The 17,373-nt window shown below is 35.7% G+C and carries 26 protein-coding genes; 21 read left to right on the top strand and 5 right to left on the bottom strand.

The features are described from left to right. The first annotated feature begins 37 nt into the window (after positions 1–37). The 6 genes from ACIFUW_RS13970 (at position 38) to ssb (ending at position 5,947) form a co-directional block, all read left to right on the top strand. Positions 38–1,498: a toprim domain-containing protein gene (locus ACIFUW_RS13970; protein WP_002347152.1), complete on the top strand. Its 1,461-nt coding sequence runs from the start codon at positions 38–40 to the stop codon at positions 1,496–1,498. Positions 1,499–1,508: 10 nt separating this feature from the next. Further along, positions 1,509–3,713 carry a type IA DNA topoisomerase gene (locus tag ACIFUW_RS13975; RefSeq protein ID WP_002305772.1) on the top strand — a complete coding sequence of 735 codons (2,205 nt, stop codon included), beginning with the start codon at positions 1,509–1,511 and terminating at the stop codon, positions 3,711–3,713. 15 nt (positions 3,714–3,728) lie between these two features. After that, the gene (locus tag ACIFUW_RS13980) at positions 3,729–3,878 is read left to right on the top strand and encodes a hypothetical protein (RefSeq protein ID WP_002303309.1); all 150 of its coding nucleotides are present in this window, start codon (positions 3,729–3,731) and stop codon (positions 3,876–3,878) included. A 75-nt stretch (positions 3,879–3,953) separates the two neighbouring features. Continuing rightward, positions 3,954–4,547 (top strand): type IV toxin-antitoxin system AbiEi family antitoxin domain-containing protein, encoded by a 594-nt coding sequence (locus ACIFUW_RS13985; RefSeq protein WP_002303311.1) that lies wholly within the window; start codon positions 3,954–3,956, stop codon positions 4,545–4,547. Positions 4,548–4,559: 12 nt separating this feature from the next. Further along, complete coding sequence (locus ACIFUW_RS13990; RefSeq protein WP_002303312.1) at positions 4,560–5,459, top strand: nucleotidyl transferase AbiEii/AbiGii toxin family protein; 900 nt, start codon at positions 4,560–4,562, stop codon at positions 5,457–5,459. Positions 5,460–5,461: 2 nt separating this feature from the next. After that, a complete protein-coding gene (gene ssb / locus ACIFUW_RS13995; protein ID WP_002303313.1) occupies positions 5,462–5,947 on the top strand; it encodes a single-stranded DNA-binding protein in 486 nt (161 codons plus the stop codon). Positions 5,948–6,087: 140 nt separating this feature from the next. On the opposite strand, the gene comI is transcribed toward ssb, so the two are convergent. Beyond that, complete coding sequence (gene comI / locus ACIFUW_RS14000) at positions 6,088–6,192, bottom strand: competence inhibitor ComI (protein ID WP_008274030.1); 105 nt, start codon at positions 6,190–6,192, stop codon at positions 6,088–6,090. 173 nt (positions 6,193–6,365) lie between these two features. Here comI and ACIFUW_RS14005 point away from each other — a divergent pair, with 173 nt between their 5' ends. The 11 genes from ACIFUW_RS14005 to ACIFUW_RS14055 all read left to right on the top strand — a co-directional run bounded on the left by ACIFUW_RS14005 (position 6,366) and on the right by ACIFUW_RS14055 (position 11,344). After that, a complete protein-coding gene (locus ACIFUW_RS14005) occupies positions 6,366–6,626 on the top strand; it encodes a hypothetical protein (RefSeq protein ID WP_002295623.1) in 261 nt (86 codons plus the stop codon). A 436-nt stretch (positions 6,627–7,062) separates the two neighbouring features. Beyond that, positions 7,063–7,269, top strand: coding sequence for a hypothetical protein (locus ACIFUW_RS14010; RefSeq protein ID WP_002347218.1), 207 nt, complete (start codon positions 7,063–7,065; stop codon positions 7,267–7,269). Then, positions 7,269–7,520 carry a hypothetical protein gene (locus ACIFUW_RS14015; protein ID WP_002296238.1) on the top strand — a complete coding sequence of 84 codons (252 nt, stop codon included), beginning with the start codon at positions 7,269–7,271 and terminating at the stop codon, positions 7,518–7,520. Before ACIFUW_RS14010 ends, ACIFUW_RS14015 begins: the two co-directional genes overlap by 1 nt. A 14-nt stretch (positions 7,521–7,534) precedes the next feature. Further along, on the top strand, positions 7,535–7,972 hold the full coding sequence (locus ACIFUW_RS14020) for a hypothetical protein (RefSeq protein ID WP_002300851.1): 438 nt from the start codon (positions 7,535–7,537) through the stop codon (positions 7,970–7,972). Further along, positions 7,965–8,672 (top strand): hypothetical protein, encoded by a 708-nt coding sequence (locus ACIFUW_RS14025; RefSeq protein ID WP_002303117.1) that lies wholly within the window; start codon positions 7,965–7,967, stop codon positions 8,670–8,672. Before ACIFUW_RS14020 ends, ACIFUW_RS14025 begins: the two co-directional genes overlap by 8 nt. Positions 8,673–8,836: 164 nt before the next feature. After that, the gene (locus ACIFUW_RS14030; RefSeq protein WP_002347143.1) at positions 8,837–9,037 is read left to right on the top strand and encodes a hypothetical protein; all 201 of its coding nucleotides are present in this window, start codon (positions 8,837–8,839) and stop codon (positions 9,035–9,037) included. Positions 9,038–9,052: 15 nt separating this feature from the next. Continuing rightward, complete coding sequence (locus ACIFUW_RS14035) at positions 9,053–9,232, top strand: hypothetical protein (RefSeq protein WP_001120991.1); 180 nt, start codon at positions 9,053–9,055, stop codon at positions 9,230–9,232. A 130-nt stretch (positions 9,233–9,362) separates the two neighbouring features. Next, a complete protein-coding gene (locus ACIFUW_RS14040) occupies positions 9,363–9,632 on the top strand; it encodes a type II toxin-antitoxin system Phd/YefM family antitoxin (protein ID WP_000388479.1) in 270 nt (89 codons plus the stop codon). Further along, the gene (locus tag ACIFUW_RS14045; RefSeq protein ID WP_000588503.1) at positions 9,625–9,882 is read left to right on the top strand and encodes a Txe/YoeB family addiction module toxin; all 258 of its coding nucleotides are present in this window, start codon (positions 9,625–9,627) and stop codon (positions 9,880–9,882) included. Before ACIFUW_RS14040 ends, ACIFUW_RS14045 begins: the two co-directional genes overlap by 8 nt. Positions 9,883–10,340: 458 nt before the next feature. Continuing rightward, positions 10,341–10,496, top strand: coding sequence for a hypothetical protein (locus ACIFUW_RS14050; protein WP_002347142.1), 156 nt, complete (start codon positions 10,341–10,343; stop codon positions 10,494–10,496). A gap of 23 nt (positions 10,497–10,519) precedes the next feature. Continuing rightward, the gene (locus ACIFUW_RS14055) at positions 10,520–11,344 is read left to right on the top strand and encodes a hypothetical protein (protein ID WP_001809248.1); all 825 of its coding nucleotides are present in this window, start codon (positions 10,520–10,522) and stop codon (positions 11,342–11,344) included. Positions 11,345–11,508: 164 nt separating this feature from the next. Here the strand turns inward: ACIFUW_RS14055 and ACIFUW_RS14060 are convergent, their stop codons facing one another. Continuing rightward, positions 11,509–12,123, bottom strand: a complete 615-nt coding sequence (locus tag ACIFUW_RS14060; RefSeq protein ID WP_001261742.1) for a recombinase family protein — start codon at positions 12,121–12,123, stop codon at positions 11,509–11,511. Between the two features lie 237 nt (positions 12,124–12,360). Between ACIFUW_RS14060 and ACIFUW_RS14065 the strand changes: the two genes are divergently transcribed. The 3 genes from ACIFUW_RS14065 to ACIFUW_RS14075 all read left to right on the top strand — a co-directional run bounded on the left by ACIFUW_RS14065 (position 12,361) and on the right by ACIFUW_RS14075 (position 13,791). Further along, positions 12,361–12,783, top strand: a complete 423-nt coding sequence (locus ACIFUW_RS14065) for a hypothetical protein (protein ID WP_002303116.1) — start codon at positions 12,361–12,363, stop codon at positions 12,781–12,783. 9 nt (positions 12,784–12,792) lie between these two features. Next, positions 12,793–12,996, top strand: coding sequence for a hypothetical protein (locus tag ACIFUW_RS14070; protein ID WP_002299573.1), 204 nt, complete (start codon positions 12,793–12,795; stop codon positions 12,994–12,996). 210 nt (positions 12,997–13,206) lie between these two features. Continuing rightward, a complete protein-coding gene (locus ACIFUW_RS14075) occupies positions 13,207–13,791 on the top strand; it encodes a recombinase family protein (protein WP_002299575.1) in 585 nt (194 codons plus the stop codon). Between the two features lie 188 nt (positions 13,792–13,979). Here ACIFUW_RS14075 and ACIFUW_RS14080 read toward each other — a convergent pair whose 3' ends face one another. From ACIFUW_RS14080 to ACIFUW_RS14090, 3 genes are read right to left on the bottom strand one after another with little or no spacing between them, the layout of a single operon-like run. Continuing rightward, the gene (locus tag ACIFUW_RS14080; protein ID WP_010861579.1) at positions 13,980–14,660 is read right to left on the bottom strand and encodes an IS6-like element IS1216 family transposase; all 681 of its coding nucleotides are present in this window, start codon (positions 14,658–14,660) and stop codon (positions 13,980–13,982) included. A gap of 53 nt (positions 14,661–14,713) precedes the next feature. Continuing rightward, on the bottom strand, positions 14,714–15,424 hold the full coding sequence (locus tag ACIFUW_RS14085) for a GntR family transcriptional regulator (RefSeq protein ID WP_010729797.1): 711 nt from the start codon (positions 15,422–15,424) through the stop codon (positions 14,714–14,716). Next, on the bottom strand, positions 15,408–16,142 hold the full coding sequence (locus tag ACIFUW_RS14090; protein ID WP_010729798.1) for a GntR family transcriptional regulator: 735 nt from the start codon (positions 16,140–16,142) through the stop codon (positions 15,408–15,410). The genes ACIFUW_RS14085 and ACIFUW_RS14090 overlap by 17 nt, the downstream gene beginning before the upstream one ends. Before the next feature lie 216 nt (positions 16,143–16,358). Here ACIFUW_RS14090 and ACIFUW_RS14095 point away from each other — a divergent pair, with 216 nt between their 5' ends. Then, positions 16,359–17,372, top strand: coding sequence for an SIS domain-containing protein (locus ACIFUW_RS14095; RefSeq protein ID WP_002301686.1), 1,014 nt, complete (start codon positions 16,359–16,361; stop codon positions 17,370–17,372). Position 17,373: the final 1 nt, after the last annotated feature.

Genomic DNA, 17,373 nt, shown 5'->3' on the forward strand with positions numbered 1-17,373 from the left:
AAAACGGATAGTCTTTTTTCTTTTGGGAGGTTTGAAAATGACCGAAAAAAAAATGAGTCTTATTGATCGATGTAAACAGATCGATATAGTGGATTTTGCTCGAAACAATGGAATGGCTGTAGTCAATAAAGGACGAGACTATCGCTTAGAAGACCATGATTCATTTGTTTTTGATCGAAGAAAACAACGTTTTTATTGGAACAGTCAAAATATTAGTGGCGACATTATTGAATTAGCTAAACTTTTTTTCATAGACAAAGAGATCCAAGACTCTAAGCAACAATTTAAAGCAGCCACAGATTTTATTCTAAAGAATGAAGACAAAACAGAACGAGTAGAAAATCTTCATTTTGAGACAGAAAAGTACAAAGATCACCCCGTTGATTATCAACCACTCACAGAAAAAGGAAGGAATTATCTGAAGGAAGAACGAAAACTACCAGAGTGGCTGATTGATTATGCAGAAAAAGAAGGGTTGATTGCCGAACTAAAGCCAAAACATGAACGGCAAAATTTCTTAGTTCGAGACGATCGTTTAGATCATGCGGTCGCCTTTTTATGGAAAGATCCACAGACAAATGAGACAGTAGGGGCGAGTTATCAAGGAACGTTCATTGATTATGAACGTTTTGGTGAGAGAGGCACATATAAGCATATAGATAAAAATTCGACAGCGAATCATGGCTTTAACCTAAAGATCGGTGACCCTAAGCAGTTAAAATTTTTTGAGAGTAGTATTGATTTACTTAGCTATGCTGCACTAAATCGTGATCAGTTAAACGATACGTGGTTAGTTTCGATGGAAGGGTTAAAACACCATGTGATCAGTCATTATTTTGGTGAGGCAGTATCTGAATTGAGAAAGAAACAAGCCTTTCCTCAATCCATCGAGATTTGTGTGGATAATGACCGTGCAGGACATATTTTCTACGAAAAAGAACAATTAATGGGCGCAGTTGATCCATTTACGAATCAGAAAGTACGTTGTGAACGAGGAATCGCTAATGATTGGCAAGTGCCAAAAGAATACAAAGTCATTTATGAAGAAGTCGCAAAAGAAGAAAAGATCACACCAGAAGCTATTATGGCCATACACAAGACAGAAAACAATCTGCAATTAACGAACCAATTGGTTTCCGCTCACAAAGTAAATGCGTCTTTTGGTCAGCAGCTTTCTGTTAACGATTCAATAGAAGCTATTAATTTGAAAGATATTTGTAGAGAAGTCGCAAAAGAATTAAAAGCTTGTGAACGCGTGGATGGTACGTACGATTTTGATCGTTTTTATCAAGAAAAAGGGGATATTAATGCTCAGATTCTTTTCTCTTATAAAGCAGAACAATACTACAAAGGCTATAAAAATCATGAACATGAATTTGTACCTGAAGTAAAAAAGGATTGGAATGATCAATTGAAGCATGAAATCTACCAACAAGAGATCAGAAAGCAAAAACGTGCCATGTTGTTTCAACAAGGTAGACAGCAAGAAAGGGAGTGAAATCGTCATGATGAAAACCGTTATTTTAGCAGAAAAACCGTCACAAGCGAAGGCTTATGCCGATAGCTTTTCTAAAGCTACCCGAAAAGATGGGTATTTTGAGATCCAAGATCGATTGTTTTCAGGAGAAACTGTGATCACGTATGGTTTTGGTCATTTAGTCGAGTTAGATTCGCCCGATATGTACGATGAAAATTGGAAACAATGGTCATTAGAGCATTTGCCTATTTTCCCTACACATTATCACTATCATGTTCCTAAAGATAAGAAAAAGCAATTCAAGGTGGTGAAACAGCAACTTCAATCGGCCGACACCATTATTATTGCGACAGATAGCGATCGTGAAGGGGAACTGATAGCTTGGACGATCATTCAACAAGCAGGCGCCGATCATGGAAAGATATTTAAAAGACTTTGGATCAACTCCTTAGAAAAAGAAGCCATTTATCAGGGATTCCAGCAGTTACGAGATGCAGAAGAGACCTACCCAAAATTTGAAGAAGCACAAGCACGCCAGATCGCCGATTGGTTGATCGGCATGAACGGTAGCCCGCTGTATAGTTTACTCTTGCAGCAAAAAGGCATACCAGGAAGTTTTTCCTTAGGCAGAGTCCAAACCCCAACGCTTTACATGATTTATCAATTACAGGAAAAGATTAGAAACTTCCAAAAAGAACCATATTTTGAAGGAAAAGCCCAAGTAATCGCTCAAAATGGCGCATTTGATGCGAAGCTTGATCCGAATGAAACCCAAGCGACGCAAGAAGCATTTGAAGATTATTTAAAAGAAAAGGGGGTTCAATTGGGAAAACAGCCAGGTACGATCCACCAAGTTGAAACCGAGAAAAAAAGTGCGGCAAGTCCACGTCTTTTTTCTCTATCCAGCCTTCAATCTAAAATGAATCAGCTCATGAAAGCTAGTGCCAAAGATACTTTGGAAGCCATGCAAGGGTTGTATGAAGGGAAATATCTAAGCTACCCACGAACAGATACCCCTTATATTACAGAAGGGGAGTATGCGTATCTGTTGGATCACTTAGACGAATACAAACACTTTTTAAAGGCCGAAGCCATTCCTACTCCTATTCATACACCGAATAGTCGATATGTGAATAATAAGAAAGTCCAGGAACATTACGCGATCATTCCTACAAAGACGGTCATGACGGCAGCGGCTTTTGAACAATTAAGTCCACTGCAGCAGGCTATTTATGAACAAGTGTTAAAAACAACGGTGGCCATGTTTGCGGAAAAGTATACCTATGAAGAAACAACGATCTTGACGCAAGTTCAGCAGCTTCAGCTAAAGACAGTCGGAAAAGTACCAGTAGATCTAGGTTGGAAAAAGCTGTTTGGCAAAGAGAGCGACAGAAAAGAAAAGGAAGAAGAACCGCTACTTCCTAAAGTGACAAAAGGAGAAGCGGTGACGGTAGATCTACAAGTCCTTGAAAAAGAAACGAAGCCACCACAACCTTATACCGAAGGTACGTTGATCACAGCGATGAAAACAGCTGGAAAAACCGTGGATAGCGAAGAAGCACAATCCATATTGAAAGAAGTAGAAGGAATCGGTACAGAAGCAACACGAGCAAATATTATTGAAACTTTGAAACAAAAGGAATATATCAAGGTAGAAAAAAATAAGCTTGTGGTGACAAATAAAGGGATTTTACTTTGCCAAGCCGTGGAAAAAGAGCCGCTGCTAACAAGTGCCGAAATGACCGCCAAATGGGAAAGTTACTTATTAAAGATTGGTGAGCAGAAAGGAACACAAGCTACTTTCTTAGCTAATATCCAAAAATTTGTCTCTCACTTGTTGGAAGTCGTACCGGGACAAATCCAGTCAACAGATTTTGGATCAACGTTACAAGAGGTGAAAGCAGCCAGTGAAAAACAGGAAGCAACGCGTCATTTAGGTGTTTGTCCAAAATGTCGGGAACAAGAAGTCTTGCTTTATCAAAATGTGGCGGCATGTACGTCTGAAGCCTGTGATTTTAAATTATGGACAACGATTGCCAAAAAGAAACTCACAGCCACACAACTGAAAGAGATCATTCAAAACGGCCGAACAAGCCAATCAGTCAGAGGACTAAAAGGTCAGAAAGGTTCGTTTGAAGCAACGATCGTTTTAAAAGAAGACTTTACAACAGGCTTTGAATTTTCTGAAAAGAAAAAAACGAACTATAAGAAAAGAACACGCCGCACTACAAAATAATGAAGGGGTTATCCTATGCGAAATACAACACACAAACAACAAGAAATCGAAAATCAAAAAGCAAAAATTCGTTTAGAACAAGAGAAATTACGTGCAAATAAAAGAAGACTGCAACAATTAAAGAACCAGCAGCGCATTCAAAAAGAAATCGAATTAGATCGATAGACGTTAATCTTGTTACAAATAAACTACTATGATATATTTGATGTAGTGTATTTGTAACGAAGGGAGGGGAAGTAAATGCAAGATAAACTGAAAGAATTGTTGGCTATTCGCGATGGAAATTTATCTATGAAGGAAGCCAGGAAATTTGGAATCGCAGCAACCACTGTACAAAGATTGGTGAATCAAGGAAAATTGATCAAAGTTGATCGTGGTTATTATGTAGAGGATGGTCATGGAATAGATGATTTATTTTGGCTTCAGCAACGATTTTCCAGGGGAATCTTCTCTCATGAAACGACTTTAGATATTTACCAGCTTTCTACGAATATGCCGAAATTCATTCACTTAACTTTTCCCCATGGCTATAACGTTGATCGTTCAATTACAAAAGAGCAGCAGTTACAATTTCATTTCGTGAAGAAAGAAGTTTATGAACTAGGAAAAGTAGAGGGAACTTCCTTTCAAGGAAATCCTATTACTATGTATGATAAAGAGCGTACACTTTGTGATATTTGGAATCCGAGATATGAATTTGAATATGAAATGAAATTAGAAGCATTAAAAGAGTACATGGAAGACCCATTGAGAGATCCAAGTAAATTAAGAGATTACATGACAAAACTACATGTAGAAAAAGAAATGAAATACCACATGCAAAGCTTATATTGATGGAGGAAAAAGATGACACCGACACAATTTGCAGCAAAAACAAGAAATTTAGCAAAGAGTACAGGATTAAATGCACAGTTAGTGCAACGGCATTTTATGATGGATCGTCTAATTGAACAAATTTCTGAATCAAAGTACAAAAATGACTTCATTTTGAAAGGCGGCTTTTTATTAGGATCAAAATATGGAATCGATAGAAGGACAACAATTGATATCGATACGACATTTAGAAATAGCAAATTAACTGAAGAAAAATTGAAGAGCATTTTTAATGATTTAACTAGAAAACCCACAAAAGAAGGCATTGTTTTCTCTATTCAAGGAATGAAGGAAACAAGAGAAGCCGATTTTTATCCTGGATTTCAAATTAAATTGGTGGCTAATTTAGAGAAAGTACGTGTACCGTTTAAAATGGACGTGACAACAGGAGATTCTATTTATCCTGAAGTAGATACACACTATCACCAATTAATGTTTGAAGATAAAAAAGTGGAGATTCCAGCTTATCCAACAGAACAAATTATTGCAGAAAAGCTAAGTGCTACGTTCAGCTTTGGCACAGATAATTCGAGAGCAAAAGATTACTACGACTTATTTACCATTCCGAAACTAGAAAATATCGATACGAAAGAGTTATACAAAAGTGTTCGAAATACATTTACAAAACGTGGGGATACAAAACCGTTGTCCTTTTATTATGAAAGAGAAATGGATAAGATCAGAGGAAATGACTATTTGGAAAAGCAGTGGGAAAAATATCGCTCAGTTAACACGTTTGCGAATTCCATTTCATTTACAGATACAGTCAACGAAATTGATCACCTAATGAAAAGTGTGATCAAAATTGAAAATCAAGAAAGAAAACGGCAGTTTAAAAGATCACAACAAATGAATCAAGAAATGGAGAGATAAAGATGATCAATAATGTAACTTTAGTAGGACGCTTAACCAAAGATCCAGATTTACGTTATACCGCGAGTGGTACTGCAGTAGCGACTTTTACCCTAGCTGTCAACCGAAATTTCACGAATCAAAACGGCAATCGAGAAGCTGATTTTATTAACTGTGTGATTTGGCGCAAACCAGCAGAAACGATGGCGACATTAGCTAAAAAGGGCAGTTTGATCGGCGTTGTTGGACGGATTCAAACCCGAACCTACGATAACCAACAAGGACAACGTGTGTATGTGACAGAAGTTGTGGCCGATAATTTCCAACTATTAGAAAGTAAAGCAGCGACAGAAAGCCGTGCGCACGCTGATCAATCGTCCAGCAGTCCAAGCCCTACCACCTTTGAACAACGGGATGTAGCTACGCCTAACAACAATGGATTGAACGCTTCACAAAATCCATTTGGCGGACAATCAATCGATATTAGTGATGATGATTTACCATTCTGATTGTAAAAGATCAATAAAGTTGTTATAATGGATACGAAAAGAGGAGTTGCGCTAACAACTCCCCTAACAGCACCGTTTAAGACGGTGACCAGCTTAATATTATTTTTGAAAAATAATCGTCGACCGGCTAAAGCTGACGGTTATTTTTTTTGATTGTTGTTTACAACTGCTAAGATTCCAAAAATGATTGTTGCGATCAAAGAACCGAAACTAATCATTAATCCTAGCGCCGTTTCAACAGGCAAAAGGCTTCTCCTTTCTGTAAGATTTTGGAAGTACGCACATACGCACCACCTCACTTTCAATCGGATAGCCACCGTCACAAACTTTACTGTCTTGATCATTATAGCATATCTAAAATCGAATAAAAATTCTCAATTTTAGCTGTTTTTGCTATAATTTTAGCGAGGTGATCGTGATGAACAAATATGTTGGTTTGCTTGATAAAATCCGAGTAATAAAAACACAACCATTATTGGTTCGCTTTACTTTACAAACAATTCATGAATCGATTAATTGTGTAGTTGCAGATATTGAAATTATCGATAAATTGTTAATTATGGATGATGGAAAATACAATATTGCCGTCACAGGTCATTTCAATAAACGGAATCAATTAGTCATTGAATCGATGCAAATTAGAAACCCCGATCATTTTACGCGATCGATGGGCATATAAAAGAAGAGCTGCAGTCCTAAATGAGGATTGCAGCTCTTTTTGTTTTACATAGAAACAGGAAAAGACCTTTTTAGGAAGACACAAGTGCCTTCTCAATTGAAAAACCTTTCTCTCACTCCAACCGCCACCGCCGTTCGAGAAGAAAGGAAGTGAACGTTGCACGTTCACTAAGATATGGTGTCTTGCAAAGCAAGACAAAATAGAAAAAACTTCCTCTCACCAAAAGGTTCGTTCCTGTTCGCTATCTCTTTATTGATTTGCCAGACCGGCAACAAGTTGCCTTTTATCACCAAAAAGCGACAAGGACAAGGGTAAATGGCACGCTGCGCGCCCTTGTCCTTGTCGCTTTTCGTTGATTCATTCTGGCCAACAAATCAATAAAGAAAGAACTAACGAAAGGAAATAAAACCTTTCCTAAGAGGAGGCAGAATCAATCATGCGAAAGAAATTTGATTATTGGGGTGTTCCCTTCAGCGAATTATTCCCAAACTATCATGCACCACATACTGTCGAATGCGATTGTGGAGAAAGAGCGAAATGTATCAAAAGCTATCGTTTGTATCAATGTCCAACATGCGGGAAAAAATATACCTTGTCTTATGGCGATTATGTTTTGATTGATGAGAAAGTAAAGAAACGGTGATGAAAACACAACACAAATTATTGACTGTAAAAGAAGTCGTTCAAATTTTGGTGGACAAAGAAGTCATTTCTGAAAAAGTAGCAGAAGCTTTACTTATTCCGCGGTACTGGACGATAGAAACCCCTTTAGTAGAGGATGCACCGACTATGCTATTTGAAGACCTAGTGAAGATTGCAGGATATGAACTGCATTATCAAGAAAACATGGAAACTTATGAAATCGAATATTGGTTAACCAAATTAGAGAACTAAAAAGGAGAAAAAATATGGCTCAAAATTACTATGACGAATTTGTCAAATTACCTTTGGATAAAATGGCACAAAAAATGGAGGATATGACGTTCCTATACCATGAAACACGTGTACCCAAAAAACATTACAAGGAAAAATTGTCAGTCGCAGTGGAAGAAATGATTGAATCAGGTGTCGAAATGAATCTCATTGCGACGTACTATCGAACACTGGAAGAACTGAAAAAACAAAATGGAAAATGGTTTTTCCAAGCCTTACTATGCTTGGAAGTAGGTGTCAAACCAAGCACTATCAAACCTTCCGAATATCAAGCCTTAGAACTGACTTATGCAAAATTCGCACAGATTAAGAAAGCTAAAGCAATGGCTAGCGACTGGCTAGATACTTTTGAAAATATCGAAAAAAATGGTGCATTTTATACGATTGAATCGGAGGAGAAAGATAATGAATAAGGTGGTTTATCAGCTAACAACAGAAGATGTTTCGCAATTTTTAACAAACAAAGAACACTTGAATGAAGTAATCAGACGGATTCAAAAAGACTTTAGTTGTATGGAAGAAATGAAGTACTTTATTCAAAGAGTGGAAGAACAGTTGTATATGGAAAGTGAAACGAGTCAAACGAAGGTTACAGTCAGCCATAATCGTTTAGACGTGTATAAACGTCGTCCTGACACATTAAAAAAAGGAGCGGAGCTTCTACGACTAGAAACAGAAAAATATATCATGAATGTTTACCTAGAAAGGAGTGAGCTGGTCGAAAACTTTGTCAGCTACACGATTTGCAGGAAACACTATTACTCAGAATCAGAATATTATTCAATTTTTGAGAGCATGGAATTAATGGAAGAAGAAATGGAAGAGCTAAACAGCAAAGATGCGACGGTAGACGATTATTACCTTGTATTTACTAGATTTTTGACGTGTGGGACGGAATCTATCGTGTTAATGGGAATGGATTATGAACTCACTGTACCCGAAGCATTTTTGAGGGAATATGTAGAAGAAGTAGATAACCCAGGCGACGACTGGTACACGACTTTAACTGATTTTTTAGACACCTACACTTACGACGATACAGAAGAAATCCAAAATGAACTTGACCGTAAACGAATGCCATATCAACGATTTGAAAGGAAAAAAGGTCAATAACCATTTATACCGAAAAGTGAGGATGTGTGAAATAAGAACAAAAAACCTTGAAATTAAGGGAATGGTTCTTATTTCGCACCAATCGATCCAACCGCCCCCGCCGCTTAGGTGGTGCGAAATAAGCGGGCAAAGCCCGATAACCTAAGAGAAAGAAGGAGATCCATATGAATAAAATCATTCCTCTATTGTTCGTACTGTTTGTTGGCGAGATACTTATGCGTCATGGTGCAGCTCTACATTTAAACTTCGTAGTATTCTTAGGAATACTGGTATTTTGTTTGATCTTTTGGCGCTTTGTGTTAACCCTTGTGAGTCTAATATTCAAGTTGATTGCAGCCATATTTTTAATAGGGTTATTTCGATGAAAGGAGAGAGTACTAATGCCAATTGCAATAGGAAATAAACGGTTACCCGTGACGTTGGATGAAAAGAGACAAAAAGAATTGCAGCAACTAAAGCAGAAGTACGGCAAAAGTGAATCCAGGATTATGTGTATTGCGTTAGATTTATTGATTGCCCAAGAAAAAGCAGGATTTGAGGTACCAGCACTCAAAAAGTGACGTCACTTTTTATCCTAAAAACTAAAAGTGATAGCACTTTTAATTATAAGAAGTTAGAATATTAATCATTTGCTTAATTGTACAATATAATGTACAATTGTTTTATAGAAATAAATAAGGGGTGAAAGGAATGGAAGCAGTAGCTTATTCAAATTTCCGCCAAAATTTACGTAGTTATATGAAACAAGTTAATGAGGATGCTGAAACACTTATTGTAACAAGTAAAGATGTAGAAGATACAGTTGTTGTATTATCAAAAAGAGATTATGATTCTATGCAAGAAACGTTGAGAACACTTTCTAATAATTACGTCATGGAAAAAATTCGTCGAGGAGATGAACAATTCTCCAAAGGTGCATTTAAAACACATGACTTAATCGAGGTTGAATCTGATGATTAAGGCTTGGTCTGATGATGCTTGGGATGATTATCTTTATTGGCATGAGCAAGGAAACAAAAGCAATATAAAAAAGATTAACAAGTTAATAAAAGATATCGATCGTTCCCCCTTTGCTGGATTAGGAAAACCTGAGCCATTAAAGCATGATTTATCTGGAAAATGGTCCAGAAGAATTACAGATGAACATAGACTGATATATAGAGTTGAAAATGAAACGATATTTATTTATTCTGCAAAAGATCACTATTAACCAATCGGAAGTAAGGAAAGGGTCAGAAACTTAAAAGTTTTTGATCCTTATTTTATTTACCCTAGTCATTTAAAAAGCTAATATAGCTTAGTGTTGATTGTTATTAATGAATGTGTTTGTTACGCGTATTACGGATATAAGGTTAGTAAAATCATTTCTAAAGTTGAGGAAAAGTAAATATAAATGGCTTAAATTTCAACAATTTGAAGTTGAATAGATATGTTATAATACTATTGTAGTGTGGGATGTTAGTTACTAAAGGATGACGCTTATATATATGACTGAATAGAATAAGCAATAGGTTTAATAATCTATTTTAAATTTTTTGTACTAGTTTTAGTTAATTAGCAAAAACAACAAAAATAAACTTCTCATAGAATTTAGCTAAAAATTAATGATTTATTTACATATTAAATTTGGATACAGTTAAGTAATTTTTATATATTGGAGGAGAAGTAATGGAATATAAATTTAACTTGAATTTGAAAGAAGTACTCCCCACTCAGGGAACAATAAACATAAATGGTCAAGATAATGATGACGATATAGTAATAAAAAAAATAGAATTTATTGATTCTGATATAAATGTTTTTTTTATTCTAAAGAAAAATTAGCTGATTTTAGCAATATTGCTGAAATGATTGAACGTTTAAAAGATTTTATGATCAGTGTTTGGGATGTAGCGATGCTTGCTGACGAATCAAATTATACTTCGAGCATATACAGATTAGAAGATAGTAATTGGATAGAAATTTCATTAGAGTTAAAGACACTTCCTAATTCCGTTAACTATATAATTAGAGATATAACTTCTGAAGCTCAACAATTAGTTAATTACATGCATGGACACGAAAGTATCCCCTTTTCTCTTATACTCCTTAAAAGAAGTAAAAATATATCAAATACTAGAGATAGGTTTATTTCGATAATTACAGCCTGTGAAATAGGGGTAAAGGAATTTTATCAACAAGAGAAACCTGATTTAACTCTAATATTTGAGAATTTACAATCTCCCCCTGTAGACAAATTATTAGGGAGCATGTTTAAAGGGTACTTTAATATTGAGTTTCCGAAAGAAATAAGAAAGGAAATTAAAAATTTCATAGAAAAACGTAATAAATTGGTTCATTCTCCTCAAGGAAGTAAACCAACTATAGAAGAATGTTTTGAATGTTATATGGCAGTGCTAAAAACATTTAATTTTTTTTATAAAATTAATGATAGCTTTATGTATAGAGATTTTTATGAAGAATCTATAGAATTGACTCCAACGGAACCAAATAAATCTCAAATCACTTTGTCAAAGGAGCTAGAGAGAAAAGTAGAGTCTCAAGAACTAGCTATAGGAATTAGTATAACCAATGTGTCGACATACAAAGAATTATACGAAGCTAAATCACAAGATAATAAGGATTTTGTAGAAAATATAGATAAGGAACCAACAAATACAGTAGGGGATTAACGTAAATAAGTGAAGATTATATTAACAGACTCTTTATTTAGTTAAGTAAAAAATGGTTTGTTGGAATTTTATGCTTTATCTGTTCTGAGTAAGACTTAATTTTATAGATAGTAATTATATGTAGGAAATTAAAGATGAGAAGATAATAAAAGCAGCATGATCAACTATTTGTCATTGACCATGCTGTCTTTTTTTATTCTATACACGGTTTGTCTCGTAACATTGTAGTCTTTAGCAATCTTAGCAATCGCAACACCATTTTTAAGATCTTCAACGATGCTTTTGTAAACAAGGCGACGTTGGGGATCTTTTGCGTCTGCACTGTATAATTTGGGCCGCCCTTTGTAGACGCCGTTTGCTTTTGCGATCTTAATTCCTTGTGCCTGGCGACGTTTCGATTCAGTCCGTTCTTGTTCAGCGATCATGGCCAAAATTTGGATGATCAGATCCTTAATGAATTTATCCAGGAGAGGATTGCCAATTGCTTCAGCCATGATCGGTAAACTAGTAATGATCAGCTTCACATTTTTCTTCTTCAAGTAATTGACTGAAGCGATGATCTCGTCATAATTTCTTCCAAGTCGATCAATAGCTTCCACAATAAAAATATCTTGATCTCGGACGTAATCTAATGCTTCTTGGAAAACAGGTCGATGAGTAATCGTTGCGCCAGATTGTTTCTCGATGAAAATTCTCTCTGCACCGAATTTTTTCATTTCTTCAATCTGGCGTTGTTCATTTTGATCGATCGATGAGACACGTATGTATGCAACTCTCAAAACTTTTACCTACTTTCTGCAACTATTTAAAATACACCCTAATCATACACGAGGAAGCCATATGTCACTTTTCTTTTTAAATGGCAATATTTTTTGTAAATAAATGTCAATCAAGAAAATTTAAACGATTATGACATTAAAAATATATTTTATGAATTTTCTAGTATATAACTTGATTTATCTGTTAAGATTTATTAAGAAAACGTTTTCTTAGTTTTGATTTCGAGGTGATAGACAATGAAAAATAAGTTTATTTTATCTTTAGGTATTTTAACTATTGGAATTAGTGTAACTGGAACTACAATTCCTACATTTGCTGATAGTACAAATGAACCAACTACTGTAGTAGATAATAACCAAGAATTAACTCCTTTAGATAGGGACGGAATAGCCATTGGTAACCCAACTAACGACTTAACTGTTACTGAAAATTATTTAATAGTTTCTCCATTACTTGCTCTAGCAGCTTCTAAAACGATACGAGTGACAGGAACGATGATTTTTGATAAAGTTGGTTGGCCTTCTAGACCTCCTCAATCACGGAATTGGAAAGAAAAAAGAAATGGTTATTGGTACTATGGAAAATTGTATTTACAAAGTTATAAATCAGCTGGAAACAATTGGATTGCGACTTATTCAGGAACCTTAACTAGAAAGTAGGGATTTTTTATGCCAGAATTTGTGAACACACCAAATTTTTATCAAGATAGCGATATTCTAAGTAAAATTAATTTACCGAAAGAAGAATCAGCTTTACAAGTTCAGCGAACTTTACAGGAGACACAAAAAATTCAAAAATCAATTTCTAATCTAGAAGATTCTGAAGAAAAAAGAAAAAAAAGAGACCAAAAAACATATCAAAAAGAAAAATAATGATTTTAAAAAAAGAGTGTCTAGTCGACATTCTTTTTTTCTAATTGAAAGTGTTCATAAAATCACCCATTTCTGGACACTTTCTTTTTTTGCTTTATTTTTCAAAAAAACAATTCATTTCATGTTCATAAACCCATAACAATATCTATGTTCAGTTAAACTATATGGATAAAGTTATGTTACAATAAAATTAATGAAGGAGTGATTTTTTTGAAAATAGGATACGCCCGGGTATCTACTGGTTTACAAAATTTGGATTTACAAGAAGACAGCCTAAATAAATTTGGTTGTGAAAAAATTTTTACTGATCATATGAGTGGGGCAAAAAGTAATCGACCAGGATTAGAAATGGCCATTGATTTTGTTCGCTCTGGCGATACACTTGTCGTTTGGCGCTTAGATCGTTTAGGTAGAAATATGGAAGATTTGATTTCAATCGTCAATCGACTGAATGAGCGTGGTGTGAGTTTTCATAGTATTCAAGAAAATATTACGATGGACAAATCAAGTTCTACAGGACAGCTCATGTTTCATTTGTTTGCGGCATTTGCAGAATTTGAGCGTAATTTGATCCTGGAACGATCCGCAGCAGGACGAGCAGCTGCTCGTGCAAGAGGACGGTTTGGTGGTCGTCCTGAAAAATTGTCTGAACAAGATTTGGAATTACTGAAGACTTTAGTGGATAGCGGTACACCTATTAAGACTATTGCGGAACGGTGGAACGTCTCAAGAACCACCATTTATCGTTATTTGGCAAAAATGGAGGAGAAAAATGGAAAGACAAATTCTCATTAGTTTTTGTCATTTAATGCTGAAAATTTTTGCCATTTATCTAGAAAAGTGACAATAGTATGAGAATTTTTTGTAAGTGTCTACTGATAACTTATTCTCAAATGTTGTAAGGATTTTATTCATTTGTTAATATTAAAGGTTCTGTTGCAAAGTTTTAAATAAAGAATAAAATCCCTTACGGTATCTATGATTTAAGCTGGGATTCCCAATAATACCTTGATTTCAGTACAGACCGAAAACCCGAAGAGAGTGCCTTCTTTTCGGGTTTTCTTATATAATCCTCGAATGGCTTCCATGCCTTTAATCGTGGTAGAGGCAGTGCGTAAACTTCGATAGAATTTATTGCGTCTCTTTACTGGACGATGGTCTTGTTCAATCAAATTATTCAGGTATTTAATGGTACGATGTTCTGTCCCTTGATAAAAGCCGTATTCTTTTAGTTTCTTAAAGGCACTTGTAATAGAGGGGGCTTTATCTGTGACTACAACCTTCGGTTCATCAAACTGCTTCACTAACCGCTTAAGAAAAGCATAGGCTGCTTGTGTGTCCCGTTTTTTACGTAACCAAATATCCAAGGTTAAACCATCTGCATCGATGGCTCGATACAAATAATGCCATTTTCCTTTAATTTTGATGTACGTTTCATCCATTTTCCATGAATAAAAGGATTTTTTATTTTTCTTTTTCCAAATTTGATAGAGTAGTTTGCCATATTCTTGCACCCAACGATAAATCGTCGTATGAGAAACGTTAATGCCACGATCATATAAGATTTCTTGAACTTCACGATAGCTAAGGTTATAACGAAGATAGTAGCCCACGGCTACAATAATCACATCCTGATGAAATTGCTTTCCTTTAAAATGACTCATCGTCATTCCTCCTGCTATCTTTTTCTATTATTCTACCTTATCTGATAGTAGATTTAAAACTTTGCAACAGAACCGGATTGCAAGGTCGTAGCAACATTAACCTGTATGTTGCAGCGGCGACTAATAGTATAACCTAAAGCAATCGCCGCCAACTCCTTACCGGCTCTTATTTCCTCTCGTACAAATAACAGAACCTCTTCTTTGTCAACTCCCAGCAAGTCCGCCGCAACGTCATTGTCAGTTATTAAAGAAATTTCTTGAGAACGCGTATATGCCAAACTTTTAAAATCTTGGAAAGGATTGTCCGAGAAATTACTTTTCTTTAATGTTTCCATAGGGATTAATAACATCAAGCTAATTGCTTCTGCATCAATATATTCTAAATAAGCTTGTGGTTGCTGCTGTTTGAAATCATTCAGTTCCGGACAAAGAGCTGCTGCTTTTTTCGGTGAAAGAGCCGTTGCCTTTAGCTGTAGCCGCTGCTTACTAAGCAGAGAATCTTCTATCGGTGTAAAGAAATGATGGGCATTTTTTTCGAATTTTGGCGCAGTTAAATAATAGCCGCTATTGGTTTGCGCCCGTAAGGTGCCGTTGTCCACCAGTTTTTGTAACGCGCCTCTTAAGGTAGTTCGATTAACATTAAACATTTCTGATAGGTCCCGTTCCGAAGGCAGTTTTGTTCCGGGGGTTAAATGATGTTCATGAATATAAGCAATAATTTTGTCAATCAGGTCATAAGCCAACAGATTAATCAATTTGGGCATAGATTTTCATCTCCTTTCCTTGATGAACATTTTTAGTATAGATGGCGGCGAATTCAGGCAAAACCACTACTTCAGTGTATTCAACCGCTTGTTCATTTGTCGTAACCGCAGTGATAGCAAGGCTGATTACCGGACGATTTAAGCTGGTTTTTAACAAACGGGCTTCTTTATTGCTCACTTTTGAGCTGGAAATTGTCTGATAGATATTTTCAATTTGATAATGATAAGCAGCCAATGTGGAATAAAATGAAAAAATTTGGAAATCAAAAGCTTGAAGATCAGGTATGAGATTTAATGGAATATAAGTGTCTTCAATAGAAATTGGCTCACCGTCGCCGCTTCTTAAACGAACCAAATGAAATACTTCTTCAGTTGGTTCCAGCTGTAAAGCTTTCCCGACAATGTGTCCAGCCGGTTTTATTTCTGAAGCTAAAATTAAGCTGCTAGGCTGAATCCCTTCCCGTTCCAACAATTCAGACAAACCATGAAATTTGATTTGCAAATGTTCATGGATATTTTTTTTAACAAAAGTTCCTTTGCCATGTATTTTTAGTAGGTACTCTTTATTTACTAATTGTTGAATGGCTTTTTTTACGGCTGAACGATTCATTTCATAAATTTGAACAAAATCACGTTCTGAAGGAATAGCTTGCGCGTATTTATATTTTTCTTGTTCAATGTCTTGTATTAATTTGTTCGTTAGTTCTTCAGTATTCATACGTTACACTCCAGAGTCTATTTTTGTTTATTATACATGAAAAAAGGATTTTGGTACAAATAAAAATAAAAGTGGTTAAAAACTATTGAAAGCGTTTTCTATAAGTGGTACATTAAAAACGTTAACAGGTGGTATATAAAAAAGGTTAAGTGGTTTGTTAATGTGCCGGCATTTGCAAATATATTTTTCAAATTATTGACTTGGAGGTTTTTAACTATGTTAGGTTTTAGCGAAGAACGTTTTCTATCAGTATTAAATGGTGCAGTAAAAAATATCGAGACAATCAATCAGGTGGCAGATGCAATCAGTGAGAAGGGATTTAAAAATCTTTATTTGGTAGGCTCTGGTGGAACATATGCCACAATCAGCCCGCTAGCTTATCTGTTAAGCACTCATTCAGAGCTTGATTATTATCATGAAATAGCCGCAGAGGTGGTTTGTTCACAGCCGAAAAAGATTAATAAAGATACAGTGTTAATCACATCTTCATTAACCGGTACGACTCAAGAAACCGTTGATGTTGTTAAGTATGCCAATAGTCAAGGTGCAACGACGATTGCGTTTGTAGGAAATGCTGCTACACCACTCGGGGAAATCGTGGATTATGCGATTGAAAATGATGCTGACAACGATACATTAGTAGAAGAACTTCAGTTACAGTTTTTTGCTTTGGGTGCACGCCTGATGAAAAATAACGGTGAGTTTCCTGAATATGATGAATTTATTCAAACATTACAAAAAATGCCGGAAGTATTACTAAGTGTTCGGCAACAAAATGATCAGAAAGCACTTGAATTTGCAGAAAAACATAAAAATACGGAATTTCATATGTTTGTTGGAGCCGGGAATACTTATGGGGCTGCCTATGAATATGCTATGTGCGTACTGGAAGAAATGCAATGGATTGCCACCAAGTCGATCCATGCAGCCGAATTTTTCCATGGGACTATTGAAATGACTGATAAATCTATGAGTTTTGTGTTATTAAAAGGTGAAGATCAAACGCGTCCGCTAGTCGATCGCGTAGAGCGTTTTGTAAATAAATATAGCGATGTTGTGACGGTTTTTGACACTGCGGATTTCGAATTAGCAGGTGTACCAAGCGCTATGCGTCAGTATGTAGCGCCAATGGTTATGGCAACGGCCTTAGAACGAGTGAGTGCTCATTTTGAAAAGGTGCGGGATCATTCACTAGATATTCGTCGTTATTATCGGACTGTGGAATATTAAG

Source organism: Enterococcus sp. PLH-Efm8, from assembly GCF_053011625.1.